The sequence below is a fragment of the Vulcanisaeta sp. JCM 16159 genome, assembly GCF_001316265.1.
Taxonomy (GTDB): Archaea; Thermoproteota; Thermoprotei; order Thermoproteales; family Thermocladiaceae; genus Vulcanisaeta.
This window is the reverse complement of record NZ_BBDN01000003.1, coordinates 209,141-225,372: the sequence shown is the minus strand read 5'-3', so window position 1 is coordinate 225,372 and position 16,232 is coordinate 209,141. Positions and strand designations below refer to the sequence as shown.

The 16,232-nt window shown below is 44.3% G+C and carries 30 protein-coding genes; 24 read left to right on the top strand and 6 right to left on the bottom strand.

Annotated features, from left to right (window positions below):
* Positions 1 to 36: 36 nt before the first annotated feature.
* Complete coding sequence (locus JCM16159_RS04175; protein ID WP_054857050.1) at positions 37 to 297, bottom strand: hypothetical protein; 261 nt, start codon at positions 295 to 297, stop codon at positions 37 to 39.
* A gap of 152 nt (positions 298 to 449) precedes the next feature.
* Between JCM16159_RS04175 and JCM16159_RS14440 the strand changes: the two genes are divergently transcribed.
* From JCM16159_RS14440 to JCM16159_RS04150, 9 genes are all read left to right on the top strand, one after another.
* Positions 450 to 875, top strand: a complete 426-nt coding sequence (locus JCM16159_RS14440; RefSeq protein WP_243665838.1) for a hypothetical protein — start codon at positions 450 to 452, stop codon at positions 873 to 875.
* Positions 844 to 1,026, top strand: a complete 183-nt coding sequence (locus JCM16159_RS14435) for a hypothetical protein (protein WP_243665837.1) — start codon at positions 844 to 846, stop codon at positions 1,024 to 1,026. Before JCM16159_RS14440 ends, JCM16159_RS14435 begins: the two co-directional genes overlap by 32 nt.
* Positions 1,023 to 1,400 (top strand): hypothetical protein, encoded by a 378-nt coding sequence (locus tag JCM16159_RS14430; RefSeq protein WP_243665836.1) that lies wholly within the window; start codon positions 1,023 to 1,025, stop codon positions 1,398 to 1,400. The genes JCM16159_RS14435 and JCM16159_RS14430 overlap by 4 nt, the downstream gene beginning before the upstream one ends.
* 187 nt (positions 1,401 to 1,587) lie before the next feature.
* Entirely contained in the window at positions 1,588 to 1,908 is a 321-nt protein-coding gene (locus JCM16159_RS04165; RefSeq protein ID WP_243665835.1) for a hypothetical protein, read from the top strand.
* Between the two features lie 5 nt (positions 1,909 to 1,913).
* Positions 1,914 to 2,078 (top strand): hypothetical protein, encoded by a 165-nt coding sequence (locus tag JCM16159_RS14425; protein WP_243665834.1) that lies wholly within the window; start codon positions 1,914 to 1,916, stop codon positions 2,076 to 2,078.
* 18 nt (positions 2,079 to 2,096) lie between these two features.
* Complete coding sequence (locus JCM16159_RS04160; protein WP_054857048.1) at positions 2,097 to 2,963, top strand: molybdenum cofactor guanylyltransferase; 867 nt, start codon at positions 2,097 to 2,099, stop codon at positions 2,961 to 2,963.
* On the top strand, positions 2,960 to 3,253 hold the full coding sequence (locus JCM16159_RS14420) for an NTP transferase domain-containing protein (RefSeq protein WP_243665833.1): 294 nt from the start codon (positions 2,960 to 2,962) through the stop codon (positions 3,251 to 3,253). Before JCM16159_RS04160 ends, JCM16159_RS14420 begins: the two co-directional genes overlap by 4 nt.
* A gap of 29 nt (positions 3,254 to 3,282) precedes the next feature.
* Positions 3,283 to 3,495 carry a hypothetical protein gene (locus JCM16159_RS14415; protein WP_243665832.1) on the top strand — a complete coding sequence of 71 codons (213 nt, stop codon included), beginning with the start codon at positions 3,283 to 3,285 and terminating at the stop codon, positions 3,493 to 3,495.
* Positions 3,496 to 3,533: 38 nt separating this feature from the next.
* On the top strand, positions 3,534 to 4,337 hold the full coding sequence (locus JCM16159_RS04150; RefSeq protein WP_054857047.1) for a hypothetical protein: 804 nt from the start codon (positions 3,534 to 3,536) through the stop codon (positions 4,335 to 4,337).
* On the opposite strand, the gene JCM16159_RS14410 is transcribed toward JCM16159_RS04150, so the two are convergent.
* Genes JCM16159_RS14410 through JCM16159_RS04140 form a run of 4 tightly spaced genes read right to left on the bottom strand, consistent with a single transcriptional unit; the run spans position 4,330 to position 6,063 of the window.
* A complete protein-coding gene (locus tag JCM16159_RS14410; RefSeq protein WP_243665831.1) occupies positions 4,330 to 4,458 on the bottom strand; it encodes a PaREP1 family protein in 129 nt (42 codons plus the stop codon). The two genes, JCM16159_RS04150 and JCM16159_RS14410, sit on opposite strands and share 8 nt — an antisense overlap.
* Positions 4,442 to 4,831 (bottom strand): PaREP1 family protein, encoded by a 390-nt coding sequence (locus JCM16159_RS04145; protein ID WP_054857046.1) that lies wholly within the window; start codon positions 4,829 to 4,831, stop codon positions 4,442 to 4,444. The genes JCM16159_RS14410 and JCM16159_RS04145 overlap by 17 nt, the downstream gene beginning before the upstream one ends.
* A gap of 42 nt (positions 4,832 to 4,873) precedes the next feature.
* Positions 4,874 to 5,116 carry a glycosyltransferase gene (locus JCM16159_RS14405; protein ID WP_243665830.1) on the bottom strand — a complete coding sequence of 81 codons (243 nt, stop codon included), beginning with the start codon at positions 5,114 to 5,116 and terminating at the stop codon, positions 4,874 to 4,876.
* Positions 5,053 to 6,063 (bottom strand): glycosyltransferase, encoded by a 1,011-nt coding sequence (locus JCM16159_RS04140; RefSeq protein ID WP_243665852.1) that lies wholly within the window; start codon positions 6,061 to 6,063, stop codon positions 5,053 to 5,055. Before JCM16159_RS04140 ends, JCM16159_RS14405 begins: the two co-directional genes overlap by 64 nt.
* Positions 6,064 to 6,167: 104 nt before the next feature.
* On the opposite strand from JCM16159_RS04140, the gene JCM16159_RS04135 reads away from it, so the two are divergent.
* From JCM16159_RS04135 to JCM16159_RS04115, 4 genes are all read left to right on the top strand, one after another.
* A complete protein-coding gene (locus JCM16159_RS04135) occupies positions 6,168 to 7,124 on the top strand; it encodes a glycosyltransferase (protein WP_054857045.1) in 957 nt (318 codons plus the stop codon).
* The gene (locus JCM16159_RS04130) at positions 7,121 to 7,345 is read left to right on the top strand and encodes a hypothetical protein (RefSeq protein WP_054857044.1); all 225 of its coding nucleotides are present in this window, start codon (positions 7,121 to 7,123) and stop codon (positions 7,343 to 7,345) included. The genes JCM16159_RS04135 and JCM16159_RS04130 overlap by 4 nt, the downstream gene beginning before the upstream one ends.
* Positions 7,346 to 7,556: 211 nt before the next feature.
* A complete protein-coding gene (locus JCM16159_RS04125; protein ID WP_054857043.1) occupies positions 7,557 to 8,357 on the top strand; it encodes a glycosyltransferase family 4 protein in 801 nt (266 codons plus the stop codon).
* A 320-nt stretch (positions 8,358 to 8,677) separates the two neighbouring features.
* Positions 8,678 to 9,550 carry a glycosyltransferase family 4 protein gene (locus tag JCM16159_RS04115; RefSeq protein ID WP_243665829.1) on the top strand — a complete coding sequence of 291 codons (873 nt, stop codon included), beginning with the start codon at positions 8,678 to 8,680 and terminating at the stop codon, positions 9,548 to 9,550.
* Here JCM16159_RS04115 and JCM16159_RS04110 read toward each other — a convergent pair.
* A complete protein-coding gene (locus tag JCM16159_RS04110; protein ID WP_054857040.1) occupies positions 9,535 to 10,842 on the bottom strand; it encodes an NAD(P)/FAD-dependent oxidoreductase in 1,308 nt (435 codons plus the stop codon). The two genes, JCM16159_RS04115 and JCM16159_RS04110, sit on opposite strands and share 16 nt — an antisense overlap.
* 60 nt (positions 10,843 to 10,902) lie before the next feature.
* On the opposite strand from JCM16159_RS04110, the gene JCM16159_RS04105 reads away from it, so the two are divergent.
* From JCM16159_RS04105 to JCM16159_RS04070, 11 genes are all read left to right on the top strand, one after another.
* Positions 10,903 to 11,232 carry a glycosyltransferase gene (locus JCM16159_RS04105; RefSeq protein ID WP_243665828.1) on the top strand — a complete coding sequence of 110 codons (330 nt, stop codon included), beginning with the start codon at positions 10,903 to 10,905 and terminating at the stop codon, positions 11,230 to 11,232.
* A gap of 139 nt (positions 11,233 to 11,371) precedes the next feature.
* A complete protein-coding gene (locus JCM16159_RS04100; protein WP_054857038.1) occupies positions 11,372 to 11,758 on the top strand; it encodes a hypothetical protein in 387 nt (128 codons plus the stop codon).
* 105 nt (positions 11,759 to 11,863) lie between these two features.
* On the top strand, positions 11,864 to 12,619 hold the full coding sequence (locus JCM16159_RS04095; RefSeq protein ID WP_054857037.1) for a glycosyltransferase family 2 protein: 756 nt from the start codon (positions 11,864 to 11,866) through the stop codon (positions 12,617 to 12,619).
* Complete coding sequence (locus JCM16159_RS04090; RefSeq protein ID WP_054857036.1) at positions 12,619 to 12,924, top strand: hypothetical protein; 306 nt, start codon at positions 12,619 to 12,621, stop codon at positions 12,922 to 12,924. The genes JCM16159_RS04095 and JCM16159_RS04090 overlap by 1 nt, the downstream gene beginning before the upstream one ends.
* Positions 12,925 to 13,115: 191 nt before the next feature.
* Entirely contained in the window at positions 13,116 to 13,643 is a 528-nt protein-coding gene (locus JCM16159_RS14400; RefSeq protein WP_243665826.1) for a hypothetical protein, read from the top strand.
* Positions 13,644 to 13,654: 11 nt separating this feature from the next.
* Positions 13,655 to 13,879 carry a hypothetical protein gene (locus JCM16159_RS14395; protein ID WP_243665825.1) on the top strand — a complete coding sequence of 75 codons (225 nt, stop codon included), beginning with the start codon at positions 13,655 to 13,657 and terminating at the stop codon, positions 13,877 to 13,879.
* A gap of 11 nt (positions 13,880 to 13,890) precedes the next feature.
* Complete coding sequence (locus tag JCM16159_RS14390) at positions 13,891 to 14,298, top strand: hypothetical protein (RefSeq protein WP_243665824.1); 408 nt, start codon at positions 13,891 to 13,893, stop codon at positions 14,296 to 14,298.
* Complete coding sequence (locus tag JCM16159_RS14385) at positions 14,283 to 14,990, top strand: hypothetical protein (protein WP_243665823.1); 708 nt, start codon at positions 14,283 to 14,285, stop codon at positions 14,988 to 14,990. Before JCM16159_RS14390 ends, JCM16159_RS14385 begins: the two co-directional genes overlap by 16 nt.
* A complete protein-coding gene (locus JCM16159_RS04075) occupies positions 14,975 to 15,541 on the top strand; it encodes an HAD hydrolase-like protein (protein WP_054857035.1) in 567 nt (188 codons plus the stop codon). The genes JCM16159_RS14385 and JCM16159_RS04075 overlap by 16 nt, the downstream gene beginning before the upstream one ends.
* Positions 15,542 to 15,678: 137 nt before the next feature.
* Positions 15,679 to 15,849: a hypothetical protein gene (locus JCM16159_RS14380; protein WP_243665822.1), complete on the top strand. Its 171-nt coding sequence runs from the start codon at positions 15,679 to 15,681 to the stop codon at positions 15,847 to 15,849.
* Positions 15,846 to 16,184 carry a PaREP1 family protein gene (locus tag JCM16159_RS04070; protein ID WP_243665821.1) on the top strand — a complete coding sequence of 113 codons (339 nt, stop codon included), beginning with the start codon at positions 15,846 to 15,848 and terminating at the stop codon, positions 16,182 to 16,184. The genes JCM16159_RS14380 and JCM16159_RS04070 overlap by 4 nt, the downstream gene beginning before the upstream one ends.
* Positions 16,185 to 16,232 lie beyond the last annotated feature (48 nt).

Sequence of the window (16,232 nt, the reverse complement as noted above, 5' to 3'; positions counted from 1 at the left end):
ACCTTATTTAATTGGGTAAGGGCCTTTAAAAACGATTTACTTCTTTGCGATATTTGGTTCCTGCTCCTTCAACAACCCAATTAATTCATTGATTGATTCCCTCAGGGACTTTATTTCCTTAATTAATTCATCAACACCCTCAAATTCAACCCTGAATTTAACACCTGCTTGTTGACCGTAATCCTCATAGTCCTCACCAACTCGCCTTCTTGATTTACTTCTCGTATTATCCTCCTCATTACTAGTCAATTCCTGAAGAAGCTCCTCGAGATCCACCTTCTTCCTTCTGCCAAACATATCAATTAGGAATTCTCAAGTAAATTAATAAGGCACTATAGGTATAATTCAGTGATTATGATTGGCATAATCTATGACGATGCACATCTAGAACATAAACCACCAAGAAGCCACATTGAGAACCCAGGTAGGTTCTGGCAATAATTAGGTCGGTGGGTGATTACATCGCCATGGAAAGACCCATTAATAACATTGATGAATGGTTACTTAGGGTTCATGATGCGAATTACGTAAAACAAATCGATGAGGCTTGCGGCATGGGCTACGTATTCATAGATGCTGATACTTATGTCAGCCCAGGCACTTGTAAGGCTGCGAGACACGCCGTTGGCGCCGTCCTGAGGGGCATTGATAAGGTGCTGAACGGTGAATGGAACGCCGCCTACGCCATTGTCAGGCCGCCGGGTCACCATGTTGGTCATGGTGGCCGAGCATTAATGGCTCCTACCCAGGGCTTTTGCATATTTAATAATGTAGCCATTGGTGCTGTCTACGCCATTGAGCATGGCATTAGTAGGGTGGCCATACTCGATATCGATGCTCACCATGGAAATGGCACACAGGAAATTTTTTTATAAGGACCCAAAGGTCCTTTACATAAGCCTTCATCAAGACCCACTAACCATTTACCCAGGTACAGGCTTTATCGATGATGTTGGTGAAGGCGAGGGCGAGGGCTTCAATGTCAACGTGCCCCTACCACCATTCACGGCCGATGATGCTACATGAGTGCCCTGAATAGGATCGTGTGGCCTATAATCAGGGAGTATAGGCCACAGTTAATTTTGGTTTCCCTGGGCTTCGACGCGCATATGCTGGACAACATAGCTAATCTTAGGCTCTCGTTGAATACCTATGCCCACGTGTTTAAAGAACTGAGAGATATCATCGGCATGGTTAGGGGCGTCGTCTTCGTACTTGAAGGTGGTTATAATTATGACACCCTAATTAGAGGCTCGAGGCTCCTAATCAACATCATGAATAATAAGGATACGGAGGTTGATGAAGATGTGATTCAGACGGAACCGAGGATTTTGGCCCGTGTTAATTCAGTCATCAAGGATGTAATTAATGTCCAGAGAAATTACTGGAACCTAACCTAAACGACCTAAATACTTATAATTACTTTAAGCAGTGCGTATTTTGCATGATGATGCTGGGCTGGATGAACAGTGATTTAGGTTAATAGCGCTGATTCTATTCTTATTAATAATTTCTGGGAGTTAGTGATTTATTTCCCAATGTATGTAAAACAATGTGGTAAGACCTCAATACTTGGTGGTGATTATCATGGCATTAACAATGCTATTGAACACCGTCCTAATTTCATATGCCCAGCAAACTCAATTACCAGTGTATATACCCGCCGTTAACGTGAGTATAAACGCACTCTCAGCAAATGGTATGCCACTGACGAAGTACGCAATAGTGGGTCTGCAATGCGCTGGCTATAATGTAAGTAACCTGGGCCCTATTAACGTAGTGATCCCAATACCGAGTACAGGCTCAATAACCTGTAAGGCCTATGCCTACTCCTTCGGCGTATACTCAAGTCGGACCGTGTCCTTACGACAAGTGAGAGTGGTGAGACCGTATCAGTCACCCTGGTAGTACCAGTGAGTGGTTATTACGTACCGGGCATAGGCTTTGTGCCTGTGGGTACCTTAATAGCCATTGCCGTGGCAATCATAATGGTAGTAATACTCATAGTCATTGGCTTAATAGAATACGCCAGATGGAGGAGGGAGAGACTGGCGAGACTTATAAGACCGCCTGAATAGGCTGAGTAATGGCTTAAGATGGTTTGCGGCATTATACTGAGCGGTGGATTGTCACGGAGGTTCCAGGTACGTGGTGAACCATGGACTGATAAGGCGCTGTATAGGGTAGGTGATAAACCAATGATGAGACTTGTTTATGATGCCGTGTCGCAGGTGGCAGATGAGATCATCATAGCCGTGAATAACTCCGAAAGAGCTATGATTTATAAATCCGTAATACCAAATGCCGATTACGTAATTGATGACGAGAGGTTCAAGGGACCACTTGCGGGCATATACTCGGCACTTAATAGGTGCAGTGAGGAGGATGTAATCATCGTCCCCAACGACATGCCCTACATAACGCCCAACATCCTTAAGCCGCTAATAAAGGAGTTGAGAAACTTCGACGTCACGACTTACGTATACCCAAACGGGCATTTAGAGAATGCCCTAATGGCCGTCAGTAGGACTGTAGCTCTCCAATACTTGAACCTCCTAATTGATTACGGCAGGTCAAAGATCTTCGACCTAATTAGGGGATTACCAAAGGCCCTATTCCTAAACCCATCAATTCACGGGGTTGAATTAAAGGGTCTCATAAATGTAAATACACGTGATGAGTTAATTAATGTGAATATCAATATTAACGAGCAGGTAATTAAGAATGACATATCAATAATTAGGGAGTACTCAATTAACGATGTACTGGATAGGAGACTTGGTAAAATCATGGGCTCACTCTGGTACACCCTAATAACTGGTGATCCGTGGCCCGAGTTTAGGCTTTATGTAGAGGTGGGCCTGCACTTCCTGGCGGCCCACGTATTGCTTGACTCGGTTAATGAGAATGTTAGGCAACTCGGTAGGCGCGTACTAACCTCCTTCGGTGTTGATAAGGCATGAACATAGTGATAATGGCTGGCGGTATGGGGAGTAGGTTATCGAACCCAAGTAAGCCGTTGATTGACGTATGCGGCAAGCCAATGATTGAATATGTAGCATCATCAGTTGATGGATTTGGCAAAACGTACATAGCAACCACGGCTAGGCATACTAAGGTAATTAACTGGGCTAGGCAACGTGGTTATGAAGTCTTAATAACCAGTGGTATGGATTATCCTAAGGATTTACTTGAGTCCCTGTTAATGGTTGGTACGCCAACCATGTTCATACCAAGTGATATGCCTTCATAACCAGGGAATTAATTAAGAGGTTCCTAGCTATGACCGCATACGTAACATCGCCAATGATAACCCTAATGTACGAGAAAAACGGCGAAATGGAATTCACAGGAATAAGCTTGGTGAAGAGACCGGAGTTTATGCACGAGGTCATACCCTGGGTATCCTTAATAATTCCCTGGACAACGGAACTACTAAATGTAAACACGCAAGAGGACCTAAAACTCGCGTTCAGGTTATGTAAACATGAATAAATAAGCTATTTAAACTCAATCCACGAAATCTTACAGGGATGTCTCTTCGTGATGAGTTTTTGCGTTTGTTGAGGGAGGATGAGGAGTTTAGGCTTGCTGTGGTGGGTCTGCTTGGTATTACCGATATTCAGTCTTCGATTAGGCAATTAATCAGTGCCGTTAATGAGTTGACGAAGACAGTCCAAAGACTCGCCGAAGGTCAGGATAGGCTTTGGGAAGAGAATAACAAGATTTGGGAGGAAATCAAGACACTGAGGGAAGGTCAGGATAGGCTATGGCAGGAGAACAACAAGATATGGCAGGAGATCAAGGCCCTACGTGAGGGTCAGGATGCCATGAGAACGGACATCAACAAACTATGGGAGGAGAATAACAAGATATGGCAGGAAATAAGAAGAATAAACGAAAACATAGAAAAACTATGGCAGGAGAACAGGAGTATTAGGCGTGAGCTTTCTGGCATTTCTAGGACTGTTGGGGCTTTGGTTGAGCGTGATGTTAGGCATTACCTACCTAATTGGGTTAGGGAGAGACTTGGCATTAATGTTGATAGGCTTAGGAGAGTTAGGATTGAGGGTGTTGGCGAGTTTGATGGCTATGCGGAGGTTGATAATAAGGTGATTGCCGCTGAGGTTAAGGCAACACTCAGGCTTAGGGATGTTGAGGGCTTCGTGGATAAGGTGAGTAAGTTAAGGAGCACTAAGGCAGGTAAGGAAGTCATCGCGGTAATAGCCTATGTGAATGAGGCGAGGGATACGGGCAAAGCCATAGAGCTTGCGAGGGCTAACGGCATCAAGGTCGTTAAGCACCATGGTGAGGATGACTTCGAGGAACTCACCTAGCCACCAACTGCCCTGTGTAATTCACGAACCACTCAACGAGCGGTAAGTCAACCCTCACCTGGTCAATGCCGTACTTACCCTCGTGAAAGCCCCGCACATGCAAGTCATATGCCTTGACCAAGCATCAACAATCCTCGCTCACCCAACCTACTGCTTAACGTCCTGGCCGCCCTACCAAGTAAGTGAGTGAACCACCCACCCTCCTTAACGGCCTCCCGATACTCAGGCGTGTTAAACTTCTCAGCCAATGCCTTAACGCACTCCTCAACGGCCCTATACAACTTCTCACTGGCCTGAACCACATCGCCTTTATCGATGTATTCCCTGGCCTCACCTAGGTACTCACCCGCGAGTTCAAGCCTCGCCTTAGCTAGTTCACTAGGGTCCAACTGCATTGCATTCATTAACGCGTACATCACGAGGTCCTCAATGTCCAAGCCCCTTTCCTTAACCTTCTCATAAATAACCCTCGGCAACTCAATTGAGACAACCATTACTCATACCGCATATTACTGACTTAAAAACCTTCAAAGTAGTTATAGGATCTTCCTAACTAACTCGGTAAGTCTCTCGACGAACCTGTCAAAGGTTATGTCCCTAACCCTCCCCAGGCTCTTCATGGAGTAATCACTCCATGCCCTGGCATCCGTCAGTAGCTTGGCTATGGCCTCAACGGCTTCATCCGCGGTTTCATAGCCGAGCCCAACTTCGCCATTCATTGCCAGGTCACTCCAGGCACCGCCGGATTTATGAACAACCACGGGCAAGCCCCTGGCCATGGCTCGGCAACCGCTATGCCCCAATGCTCATTAACTGTCGCATGAAGAAAGACCCTTGATTCATCTAGTAACTTTACCATTTCCTGCCTTGGCACATTCTTCATGAGTACTACATCCACATTAGAAATATGCGATATCTCTGTTCCGACCCTTAGGCCGTTCTTTAACGAAATTCTCATGAGGTGATTATAATAGGATTCGGATGTGCTTGTCCCGGCGCTACCCATGATTATGACCTTGGCCTGGGGAATCTCCTTAACCAACTTGGGCACGGTATTCTCTAGAACCCAATGGTAGCGTTTTTCCTCGGCGTACCTACCCACCATAACCACATACGGTTTTCGCTCATCAAAGGACCTACTACTGGTTGTTATGGGTGAGTTAGGTGGTAATGGTGGGTTAAGGACTATGGGATCCTCATTAAATGCCATTTTTATTATTGACGCAGTCCACCGCGAATTTGTGAGGACAGCGGTAGAGACTTGAAATGGGTTTTCTCTGGCAAATTTATCAAATAACTTTGAGTATAGCCATGCATATATACTTAGTGGAAACCTTGTGTATCTCTCTGCCATGTATTGATCCTCAGTATAGTAGTAACCAAGACTTACGTACTTCCGTCTAAAGGATAAGTCGAGTGGGAAGTGAATGTACTCGATTAGTTTAATGCCTTTTCTCCTTAAATCACTTACTAATGGTTTATAGGTTGGCGAATCAATAAAGATAATTCTTGGACTATAACGTCTTAAGGCGACCTTGACAGGATACCAAACCAACAACCTCATGTACAAGCCAAAGGACCTTAATCTAATGCCCATTGAAATGTAGGGGTAGCTAGAGATGTCAATTCCGAACCACTCAAGGTATTTCCTTGGCTCAAAGTCTGATAATGATGTAAGCACGGGCTGGTAACCAGCCCTGGCCATTGCATGCGCTATTGACGCCATCACCAACTCCCCTCCACCCGGTCTATCCCAAAAATGGTGGGCAATCACTGCATGCATACTCCTTAATCTATTTAAATCGCCCAAAGTCCAATTTTAAATGCATAATGTGCCACGACATAGCGATAGGCGTTTTAGGAAAGAACAGCGCCTGGATCTTGAAGTACAGCATGCAATCATTAAGGAGTGCACTTCAGACTCTACGAAGTATGGGTGTTAATGCCGAGATTATTTACGTAGACGGCGGATCAACCGACAATTCAAAGGAGATCATTAAGGACGCACTGGACAGCGCTGTAAGGATAATCGATGCACCTGGCACAAATATTCCCGAGGCACGTAACATAGTGGTTAAGGAAACATCAAGTGAATGCATAATGTATTGGGATAGCGACATAATAGCACCTCCATACATACCAATAACGCTGATAAAGGCTAATAGACCAATAGTATCCACAATTAGGATAGATATTTACGTAAACTCAAGCGAGGAAATACAGAAGATACTAAATGACGTCATGAATACGAAGCCCAAGGAATTAATAATGAAGGAGGTACCCTTCACGGTATTTGGCGTAAACCTAATCAGAAGGGAGGTTTTTGAGAAAGTTGGGTTATTTGATGATAGATTAACACAGGCCGAGGATAGGGACTTTGGGCTTAGAGCCATGTGCCATGGCTACAAGTCATACCTCATAGAAAGTGAGGTCGTTTACGACATCAACAGGAGACTTAAAAGCGAAGTCCCCATAACGACATCATTGAGACAGTACGTCAGGGGAATTCACAAAAAGGCGGCAATATATGCATACACAGGCTCTAAAAGACAGAAATACTTAGGTGGCGCATTCATAACCCTGCACGCACTAACAATAACATCCCTACTCTTAGCGCCGCCGCTATCCGTGATTGAGCTAGCACCACTACTTTATCAAGTACTTAGATACGGACCACGTAAGGGTGCTGAGATGTGGGTGAAATCTATCGTATTTTATACAATGCTCGGGCTTGTATACCCAGTAGTTAAATTTAGTAACATATGCAACATACTAAATAGTTGGTGATTGCCATGATTGAGGACATAGCATACGTTACTAGGTTCAACCCGGCAATATTTCCGAGACCACTATTCATGAAAAAGGCAATACCTGAACTAAATATATACTTACTAAGCATAAGACAAACAATACTTAACAAAGGATCGAATCCACAATTAATGGGTAATACCGATAGTATTAAAAAAAGAAAGAGCGGTAGAATCAAAACGAGTAAGCACTATTCATAAATTATTTAATGCATTAAAGAAGGAGGACCCATTAAAAATAATAGAGCCATGTTATAGACAGGATAGAAGTTATGATGGATACTCAATAGTTGAAGAGACGGTCTATGGAACTTTATTCCTCAGAAAATTACATGAGAAGTACGTTATCATTAAAAACACGATAGGCGCTCCAGCGGCCATCAGCGTAGGGAAGAATGTAATAATTGACTTAATGGACCTATGGCACTGCGACAGGGATTACGTAATATTCAACTCTATTGATGCGTATGCACTTAGAAGGGCTAGGTGCGTAATTACATGGTCGAAGGCTGTGACGGCGTTATTACGTAAATTATTACCAGGGCAATGCATGGAATATTTGCCGTTTGGTATAGACCTAGATCTTATGGACCCATTAAAGGCTTCACCTAAGTTATTATTTGAGAAGTACCCAGATCTTAGTGGAAAGATAATCATAGGGTATAGCGGTGGTGGTGAGCGATATCACGGTATTGATAAACTAATCCAAGCATTCTCACTAATAGAGAAGGTGAATAAGGATGAGATATACCTCGTAATTCAGACCTGGGGGCAAAATCAAAGGGTTAAGGCACTACTTAAAGCATATAATGTAAGGCATTATGAATTAATACCGGCTACGACATTTAATGATCCAATTAGGTTATCATTACTTAGGAACAGCAACATACTTGTTCTAACTGCCTCCGAATCGCCCGGTGTGTATCTTGCTGAGAGATCGACAATGTTTCACTACATGGCCGGTGGAAACGCCATAGTGGCTGAAAGAACACCAGGAACACTGGGAGTCCTAAGACATGGAGAAACCGCCTACATGTTTAGATTTAACGATACTAAGGACTTAACTAACGGCATACTGCTTTTAGCTAACGATAGGAACTTAATGAGGAAGTTAGGCACTAATGCTAGGCATGAGTTAGAAACTAAGTATTCATGGAATAATGCATTGAGGACTAAAATGATTAAGTTACTTAATAAAGTCATGAGTGATTAAACTTATGAGAAACAGTAATGTGATTGCCTACGCAACGGGCTTTAACATTAATATATACCCCAGGCCATTATTCATTAAACGTGCATTGGGTAATTCCCTAAGAATCTATAGGTTAAGAACAATCATGGGTCATTTACGGGGCGAGGATCAATTCGGCGGTATTAGCGTTGATGTAAGAAATTACGTAGCCACACGTAGTGTCAGTAAAAATATAATTTATGCATTACCGAGGATCCACGATTGTACACGAATAGATAGGGTAGATACGATGACGGCATTATTAATTGAATCGTTATATATACCGTATTTTAATAAAATACGTGAAAAAAATCGTGATAACACTAAATACGGTAGGCTCCCTAGCAGCCATAAGAGCTGGTAAGAGGGTTGTTGTTGATTTGATGGATTTGTGGTCTTGTGACCCTGAGGGATTGCGTTTGAATGCACTTGATTATTACGTGCTCAGGAGGGCTTGGCAGGTCTGGGCTTGGTCGAAGGCGATAACGGCATTGCTTAGGAGGATTGGGGTGACTAATGTGAGGTATGTACCCTTTGGCATTGACTTAGATCAATTCGACCCAATGAAGGTACCAGTGAGCCTATTCTTTGAGAGGTATAGGGATCTTGAGGGCAGGATACTCACTGGCTATAGTGGTGGTATGTGGTTTGTGAATGGTAGGGAGGTGATCGGCGTTGAGAAGGTAATACGGGCATTCAAATTAGTCGAGAATGAAATTAAGGATGATGCAATCCTAGTTCTACAAACGTCAAAATCAGTAATACCAATAATTAAGAAGTACGGTGTTAGAAACTACGCGTATATTAACCAAACAAAACTAAGCAACGATCCCCTTAGATTATCATTACTGCATGCCTTGGATATTAAGGTGTTAACTGCCACGAAATACCTACCCGTATACCTTGCCGAAAGAACAACAATGTTTCAGTACATGGCAAGTGGCGGTGCAATAATAGCCGAAAAGACACCAGGCACACTAGGTGTTTTAAGGCATATGTATAATGCATACATGGTGAACTTAGACGATGTAAATGCAATGGCCCAGGCAATGCTTGAGCTCATCAATGACAAGAAGCTGAGGACCAATTTAGGTAATAACGCAAGAAGGGATGTGGAGACAAGGTATAGCATAAATGCAATATCCCGCGACATAAGGAGTTACCTGAACCTTTGAACCACCTTATTTGTTGCGTCCTCGTATACCTTATCCATGTTCCAGTACCTCCAGCATCCCCACCTACCTATTGGGGTGATCCCCTGTTCCTTAACCCAATTAATGACCTCATTCCTGGCCCTGTTCGACTCAATAGTATGCACTGGGTAGCCGTACTCATGAAGCCAATACATAGTAAAGAGGACATCACCCTCACCAGCAATACCCAGATTCATCAAGTCCCTAAGGGCCTTATTAACGAACCAATCCTCCTTCACGGTCTCCCACGGAGATATTGTGATTTCAAGGAGTAGTGAGGATTTATCCCTTGGCGCGTTCTGCGGGCTATAGTTGGAGATCCAGGCATACCTATGGAAAATCACGTCCTCATTAGGCACATAAACCCAGTGCTGATCCGGCGCCGGCTTATTAAGGGCCACGCCAATTACTAAAACCCTATTGTAGTCCAATCTTTTCGATAACTTAATCACGTACTCGGGCGCGTTCATGTATGTAACAAGTTCGTTAAGCGGTATTGAACTAATGATGTTCTTAGCCTTAATTTCATCATTTATAATCCACTCATCCCCAACCTTCTTAAGGCTCTTAATGGCGTAGCCGCTTAGGAGCGCTATGCCGAGTGATTCAGCCTCCCTAAGCGCACTACTGTATAGGGTCTGAATACCGCCAATGCTTGGGTAATAAAATGTTGCTTGCTCTCTATAGCCAACAGTAGCTATCCCCATCGCCGACTTAACCACATCCCTCCAGTCAGGTATTGGAAGCCTACCCGGCGTATAGACCCAGTCAACATCAATCTCCCTCAAATCCCTTTTCCAAATCTTCCTATTGTAGGGAACCAAGTACTTCTTGGCAATCCACTTACCGAAGAACCCATGTATCCACTCATCAAGGTTACTAGGCCTCCAATCAACTGCGCGATTCATCTGGACCTCTAGGAAAGCTATCAATGCGTCAGCCCTATCCTCAAGCGGAAGTGCGTATAACCCATTCTCCAGTGGGTACGGGACTAGGGCATCGCCAATCCTAATAAACGACTTTCTCTCATGCTTAACAAACCCATTACCGAGGAAACCCAGCATCCTTGATAGGATCTCCTTATTGCCCGAGAATATTACGTGGCTACCGCCAACATCAAAGGTAAAACCATTAACAGCCTCACTCCTCAACAAGCCGCCCAACTGGGTCGACTTATCAATAACAAGAACATCAGTGCTAAGAAACCTACGTCTCAACTCAAGGGCATACACCAAACCAGCCCAACCACCACCCAAAACAACAGTGGAGAACATATAAAACACGATGCTTTATGGACTAAATAAATATAAGCAATATGCCTCAGCTTGATTTAGATGGTTGGTGTTTGTTTTGTGTCTTTTACTAGGAATTCTGGTCGTTGGTTGAGGGGTTTGCTTGATAATGTTGTTGATGAGATTGTAATTGTTGATGGATACTCAAGCGATGACACCGTAGAAATCGCCAAGTCCTACGGAGCCAAGGTATTCCAAAGAAAACCAAGGGGTTATGTGGAGCCCGATAGAGCGTTCGCAATTAGGCAGTGTAAAAACGACTGGGTACTTTACTTAGACACCGATAAAAGACTCAACTCAAAATTAAAGAGGGACTTGAGAAAAATAATTGAACACACCATAGAGAGTAATTTACTCAGCAATAATGATTAACAGATATAATTATTGCATTAAATCAAGAAGTTTCATACTTGATTCCGGATTTCCGGATCCGCAAATTCGGGTTTTTAATAAACATAGAATTGAGTATAGAGGCATAATTCATGAACACCCAAGGGTATATGGAAAAGTAATGAAATTACCATCGGAATATGCAATAATGCATTTGGTAAATGACCTAATGCCACTAAGTAGGAAGGATGTGATCTATGCATACGTAGAAAGGCTTGACCATGTGTATAGGTCATCAAGGCTTTATTCAGCGTTTATTCATTTACCACCACTTACAATATTAAGTGCATGGGCAATACTTTATGGTTACTCTACGGTGAGACAATTAATGGCGGGAAAACCCGTGAACATGATAGGGCTATTAAGCAACCTACGTGTAGCCCTCTATAAGCACTTGGCATTACTACTAATAACAACGCGTGGAAGGAAACTCAGTAGGATAGCGAGCGCGATAAATAGGTATGGGTTGATAAATTTACTGGAGCATGAGGTAGTAACTCAAAGCTAATGCATTACGATAACACGACCTAATACGTACTGCTCACTCATACCAATCACTTGGTACAACCCATGTGATGCTAACAATTTAAAAATACTCTGGCGCTCTCAACCTGTGGTTAAGGCCTCAGTCATATGGCTTAATTTTAATAGTATGGGCTTTATTGACATTGTACTTAGGAGTCTTGAGTCGTTTCTTAACCTTGATTTTGATGATTATGAGTTGATTGTTGTTGATAATGCCTCAACTGACGGTAGTTTCGAGCGTATTAGGAGGTTTGTTGAGGAGCATAGGCCAAGTGGTGTTAGGGTGAAGGTTATTCGCAATGAGAGGAACCTGGGCTATGCAGGGGGTATGAACGTTGGTTGGGAGGCCAGGGACCCGGACTCGAAGTACGTGGCCTTCGCAAACAACGACCTAATACCAACACAGGAATCACTAACCAAACTAATCGAGCACATGGAGGGAGACGAGAAGGTGGGAGCCGTAAGCGGACTAATCTATTACGGAGATGGAAAAACGATTTATGCGGCTGGTTGGGCTGTTGATGATATGTTAACTAGTATCAGCGTATGCGGTGGGCATGGATTGTCTGATTGCTTGACTGCTGATAAGATGCATTTCGTCACTTACGCCGATGGTTCTTATATGGTTATTAGGGTTAATGCCATCAGGGCTGCCGGCTTTGATGGTAAGCCCTTTATCGATGAAACGTTTCTGTATGCTGATGATGCGTTGCTAGGCATTAGGTTGTGGAATTTTGGGTATTCCTCGTACTACGTACCTATCAAAGCAGGTATTCACTATGCATCGTTGACTACGAAAGGCACGGGTTTTATCAAGTATTACCCAATTAGGCTAAGTTTATAATGTACGCCATGGTTAGAACCACGCATGATGACATAGTACCCATTTATTATACCAGGATTAAGTGGTCTTCTTGGCTACTGTGTAAAGCAGGCCTTAATCAATACTGTACCATGTATAGAGCCACCATTGACGGTTGGAAGTTAGGATTAGGTTTCAGAAGTAAGTACGGCGTTCTTGAGTTGAGTAAGGCACCGCACATTAGGGTTCCAAATCACGTAATAATAACCCACGCGTTCTTCCCAATAAGGTCGACATTCCTAAGGAATAGATTCATTGTTCATAGTGATTTAGTATTCGATGTGTAATTTCAGGTATAATGTTTTAGAAATTTCTAATGGGGTTTAGTTTTTATTTGGGGGTGTTCCCTGGTTTTGGGTTGTTATGTCCATGTTCCCGTTTGGCAGTGTTGTTGAGGTTAGGCCTGTGCTTGTTGGCATTACTAATTATGCTGTTTGGGGTTCTGTTTTTAGAGATTTTGATGGTTCAATTGGTTTGTATGCCTCTATCTGTAGTGGTCCTCGGGATTGTTCTATCGTTTTTTTATAGGTCGCTTGATGGTTTTTCATTTAGGGAGGTTGGTACTGTGGTTGGGGATGGGTTAACCGCGGCGCCCTTTAGGTTTGGTGACTCGTATTACCTCGTCTATGTGGATAGGAAGAGGGGTAATAGGGTTAGGCTTGCCGTTTCGGGGAACCCGGACTCCGGCTTTAAGGATGAGACGATAATCGCTACCTCGCAGGTCTTCGGTAACGCGACTGAGGTTGACCTTGGGTGTAACGTGTACATGAGGGGGCCCATGATTGATTTGGTGGTGAGCAACATACTGCCATACCCAAGGAGTCTATACCTACTTAGGTTCTCCATTAGTGGTAACTTCATAACCGTGAAACCCCTGGTCAGTGGGTCCGGAGTCCCTGGTCCCTGGCACAGTCTGCATAACGCCTCTGTCTACAGGGTTGGCGACACATATTACCTATTGTCAGCATCCAACGACTACTCGCAGAAGCCGTATAGGGCTACATAGTTGCCTTTATTATGGATCACCCATATAATGTCGGTGATTCATTTAGGTATGTGCTCATCGATGCAACCCAACTATCCAAGCTATTCATCGGTAGGGAGGCCGTGCTTGGCGCAGATACGCCATCACTACTGATGAACGATGGCGAGGCCCTACTATACCTGAGCGTCGTGGATAGGAACGGTGGTCCCTGGAACCTTTATGTGGTTAGGTATAAAAGCGAGCGTTATACCCACTGAGGTTGAGGGAAATGCGAAGTGCCAGGGTATTAATCACGGGTGTTGGCGGTATTGGCGGTGTGAATTTCGTCAATGCCCTAAGACTTGCGGAGAGCCAGGTTGATTTGAGGTTATACCTCGTGGGCACTGACCACAACCCATACTATATACACTTCGCCAATGTTGATGCCAGATATAGGACCCCTCGCCATGATGACCCAAACTTCCTAAGCACTATACTGGACATAATTAGGAAGCATGGTATTGAGTTTCTACACCCACATCCAAGTGTTGAGGCTAACGTAGTGGCGAGTAACAAGGGATTGCTTGACCCAATTAACGTAAGGACTTATTTACCGAGCCCGGAGTCAATAGCCCCTGATAAGGCCGTGATAGTTGATAAGATGACCAGGCAGGTGTGCCCGTGCCTAGGACCATGAGTATCAAGACCTTGGATGACATTGATGAGGCATTTTCCAGATTGGGAGGCCCACTGTGGATAAGGGCTAGGCATGGTGCGGGTGGTAGACTTAGTCTCAGGGTTAATAACCCTGAGGAGGCGAAGCTCTGGGTTAGGCTGAACGTGCTCCAGGGCAGGGCATCCATCGAGGACTTCATAATCCAGGAATACCTACCTGGTAGGGACGTGGCCTTCGACTCGCTATGGTACAGAGGCAAGTTAGTTACGTCCTACGCCAGAGAACGCATTGAGTATCCATTCAAGCACATATCGCTGTCTGGTATAACGGGCACGCCCTCGGTGGCTAGGACAATAAGTGATGAGGAGGTTAACAAGGTGGGAGTAAGGGCAGTACTTGCGCTTGACCCCGAGCCCCACGGCTTCTACTCAGTTGATCTGAAGGAAGACCCCAATGGTAGGTTCAGGGTTACCGAGGTTGACGGTAAGTGGCACACAACGGCACCGCTCTGGGGCCTCTCAATGGCAAGGGCATACCAGGACCCGAGGTATAACCTGGCATATGTCTACCTGGCCCTTGGCATGTGGGGTGAACTGCCCTGGGACCTACCTCAGTATGACCTATTCCCAAGCGACCACTACCTAATTAGGCAGATGGACAGCGGCGTATTACTAATGCGTGGAGGGGATGGTAATCTATGGAAGATACTATAGCCAACTACGCACTGGTCCTTGACTTTGACGGTGTAATAACCAGGCTAAACATTGATTGGCAAAAATTGAGGGAGGAACTCAGCAGGTACCTGGGCATTAGGGTCGTAAGTATTAACAAGCTCTTTGAGGAGACCCACGGAACACAAACCTTCTGGTTGGCGCATGAGTTTGTGGAGAGGCATGAACTAGAGGCCGTAAAGACAAGCGAACTAAATGATGAAATTAAGAAATTAATTACAACCTTCCCAGGCACTAAATACATTGCAACGCTGCAGTCTGAGAAGGCCGTAATAAGGTTCCTGGAGAGGCATAAATTACTGAGCATCTTTAGGGAGGTTCTTGGTAGGCCAAGGTTTGCCAGCAAAGAACAGGAACTTAAGTACATAGTAAATATAGTAAGTACTAACAGGGTAATATTCGTGGATGATTCACGGCAAAACATAGAAACCTGTGAAAGGCTTGGGATTAAGTACTGCATTCATGTTAGAAATTACCCAGAGGTTAAACACGTCATCAAGTTATTAAAGGAAATATCGCATACTTACTGGTGAAAAACAAGGCTTGTATTGGTAAGCAAACGCAACTTTGCAAGTGCCATTACATAGAAATTGTGAGAGGCATTGCGGAGGACGCACATAAGGATTAATAATTTGCGTTCAGGAATTGGAGTTGATTTGTTATGTGCGCAATGGTTATTGAGGTTCCGAGGGAGTTGTACGAGGAGACCATGGCGAGGGGTCTTGATGTTGAGGAGTTGTTAATAACGGTGTTGACTAAGGCCTTAAACCTAATCCCTGAGGTGACAGTGAGGGCTAGGCCTGAGCTGGCTGTTAAGTACTTGAATGAGGGTAGGGGTTGATTGATAGAGATCCCGTGCAGGCCAGCGAGAAGCTTTACAAGGCTGCTGAGGAGGTTGTTAAGGCCCTCGCCCAACACTACGACTTGAATGACGTATTGAGTAGGGTTGAGGATAGGTGGACGGTGATTGACCTTGCTAGGGCAGTGGCGGTAATAGCCGATAAGCCTGGTAAGTGGTTTGAGGAGGCTTGGGACACCGCGAATTACCTATGCGCCTGGGGATTCCATGAAGCAAAGCTTGACAGTGAATTATTCAGGAGGAGGCTGCTAGACATAGAAAGGATGGTCCAAGAAGCACAAAAGATAACTGGGGCAGTGAGGGTAAGGAATAATTAATTAGTGATTGTGTGAGTGGTGAAGTGCCGTAGAGGTAGGCCTAGAACG

What these genes read in the sequence shown, in the direction of transcription:
- JCM16159_RS04175 (WP_054857050.1), bottom strand. Translation starts at nt 297, where the DNA reads ATGTTTGGCAGAAGGAAGAAGGTGGATCTCGAGGAGCTTCTTCAGGAA.
- JCM16159_RS14435 (WP_243665837.1), top strand. Translation starts at nt 844, where the DNA reads ATGGAAATGGCACACAGGAAATTTTTTTATAAGGACCCAAAGGTCCTT.
- JCM16159_RS14430 (WP_243665836.1), top strand. Translation starts at nt 1,023, where the DNA reads ATGAGTGCCCTGAATAGGATCGTGTGGCCTATAATCAGGGAGTATAGG.
- JCM16159_RS04165 (WP_243665835.1), top strand. Translation starts at nt 1,588, where the DNA reads ATGGCATTAACAATGCTATTGAACACCGTCCTAATTTCATATGCCCAG.
- JCM16159_RS04160 (WP_054857048.1), top strand. Translation starts at nt 2,097, where the DNA reads ATGGTTTGCGGCATTATACTGAGCGGTGGATTGTCACGGAGGTTCCAG.
- JCM16159_RS14420 (WP_243665833.1), top strand. Translation starts at nt 2,960, where the DNA reads ATGAACATAGTGATAATGGCTGGCGGTATGGGGAGTAGGTTATCGAAC.
- JCM16159_RS14415 (WP_243665832.1), top strand. Translation starts at nt 3,283, where the DNA reads ATGACCGCATACGTAACATCGCCAATGATAACCCTAATGTACGAGAAA.
- JCM16159_RS04150 (WP_054857047.1), top strand. Translation starts at nt 3,534, where the DNA reads ATGTCTCTTCGTGATGAGTTTTTGCGTTTGTTGAGGGAGGATGAGGAG.
- JCM16159_RS04145 (WP_054857046.1), bottom strand. Translation starts at nt 4,831, where the DNA reads ATGGTTGTCTCAATTGAGTTGCCGAGGGTTATTTATGAGAAGGTTAAG.
- JCM16159_RS14405 (WP_243665830.1), bottom strand. Translation starts at nt 5,116, where the DNA reads ATGGCCAGGGGCTTGCCCGTGGTTGTTCATAAATCCGGCGGTGCCTGG.
- JCM16159_RS04140 (WP_243665852.1), bottom strand. Translation starts at nt 6,063, where the DNA reads ATGGCGTCAATAGCGCATGCAATGGCCAGGGCTGGTTACCAGCCCGTG.
- JCM16159_RS04135 (WP_054857045.1), top strand. Translation starts at nt 6,168, where the DNA reads ATGTGCCACGACATAGCGATAGGCGTTTTAGGAAAGAACAGCGCCTGG.
- JCM16159_RS04125 (WP_054857043.1), top strand. Translation starts at nt 7,557, where the DNA reads ATGGACCTATGGCACTGCGACAGGGATTACGTAATATTCAACTCTATT.
- JCM16159_RS04110 (WP_054857040.1), bottom strand. Translation starts at nt 10,842, where the DNA reads ATGTTCTCCACTGTTGTTTTGGGTGGTGGTTGGGCTGGTTTGGTGTAT.
- JCM16159_RS04105 (WP_243665828.1), top strand. Translation starts at nt 10,903, where the DNA reads ATGGTTGGTGTTTGTTTTGTGTCTTTTACTAGGAATTCTGGTCGTTGG.
- JCM16159_RS04100 (WP_054857038.1), top strand. Translation starts at nt 11,372, where the DNA reads ATGAAATTACCATCGGAATATGCAATAATGCATTTGGTAAATGACCTA.
- JCM16159_RS04090 (WP_054857036.1), top strand. Translation starts at nt 12,619, where the DNA reads ATGTACGCCATGGTTAGAACCACGCATGATGACATAGTACCCATTTAT.
- JCM16159_RS14400 (WP_243665826.1), top strand. Translation starts at nt 13,116, where the DNA reads ATGCCTCTATCTGTAGTGGTCCTCGGGATTGTTCTATCGTTTTTTTAT.
- JCM16159_RS14395 (WP_243665825.1), top strand. Translation starts at nt 13,655, where the DNA reads ATGGATCACCCATATAATGTCGGTGATTCATTTAGGTATGTGCTCATC.
- JCM16159_RS14390 (WP_243665824.1), top strand. Translation starts at nt 13,891, where the DNA reads ATGCGAAGTGCCAGGGTATTAATCACGGGTGTTGGCGGTATTGGCGGT.
- JCM16159_RS04075 (WP_054857035.1), top strand. Translation starts at nt 14,975, where the DNA reads ATGGAAGATACTATAGCCAACTACGCACTGGTCCTTGACTTTGACGGT.
- JCM16159_RS14380 (WP_243665822.1), top strand. Translation starts at nt 15,679, where the DNA reads ATGGTTATTGAGGTTCCGAGGGAGTTGTACGAGGAGACCATGGCGAGG.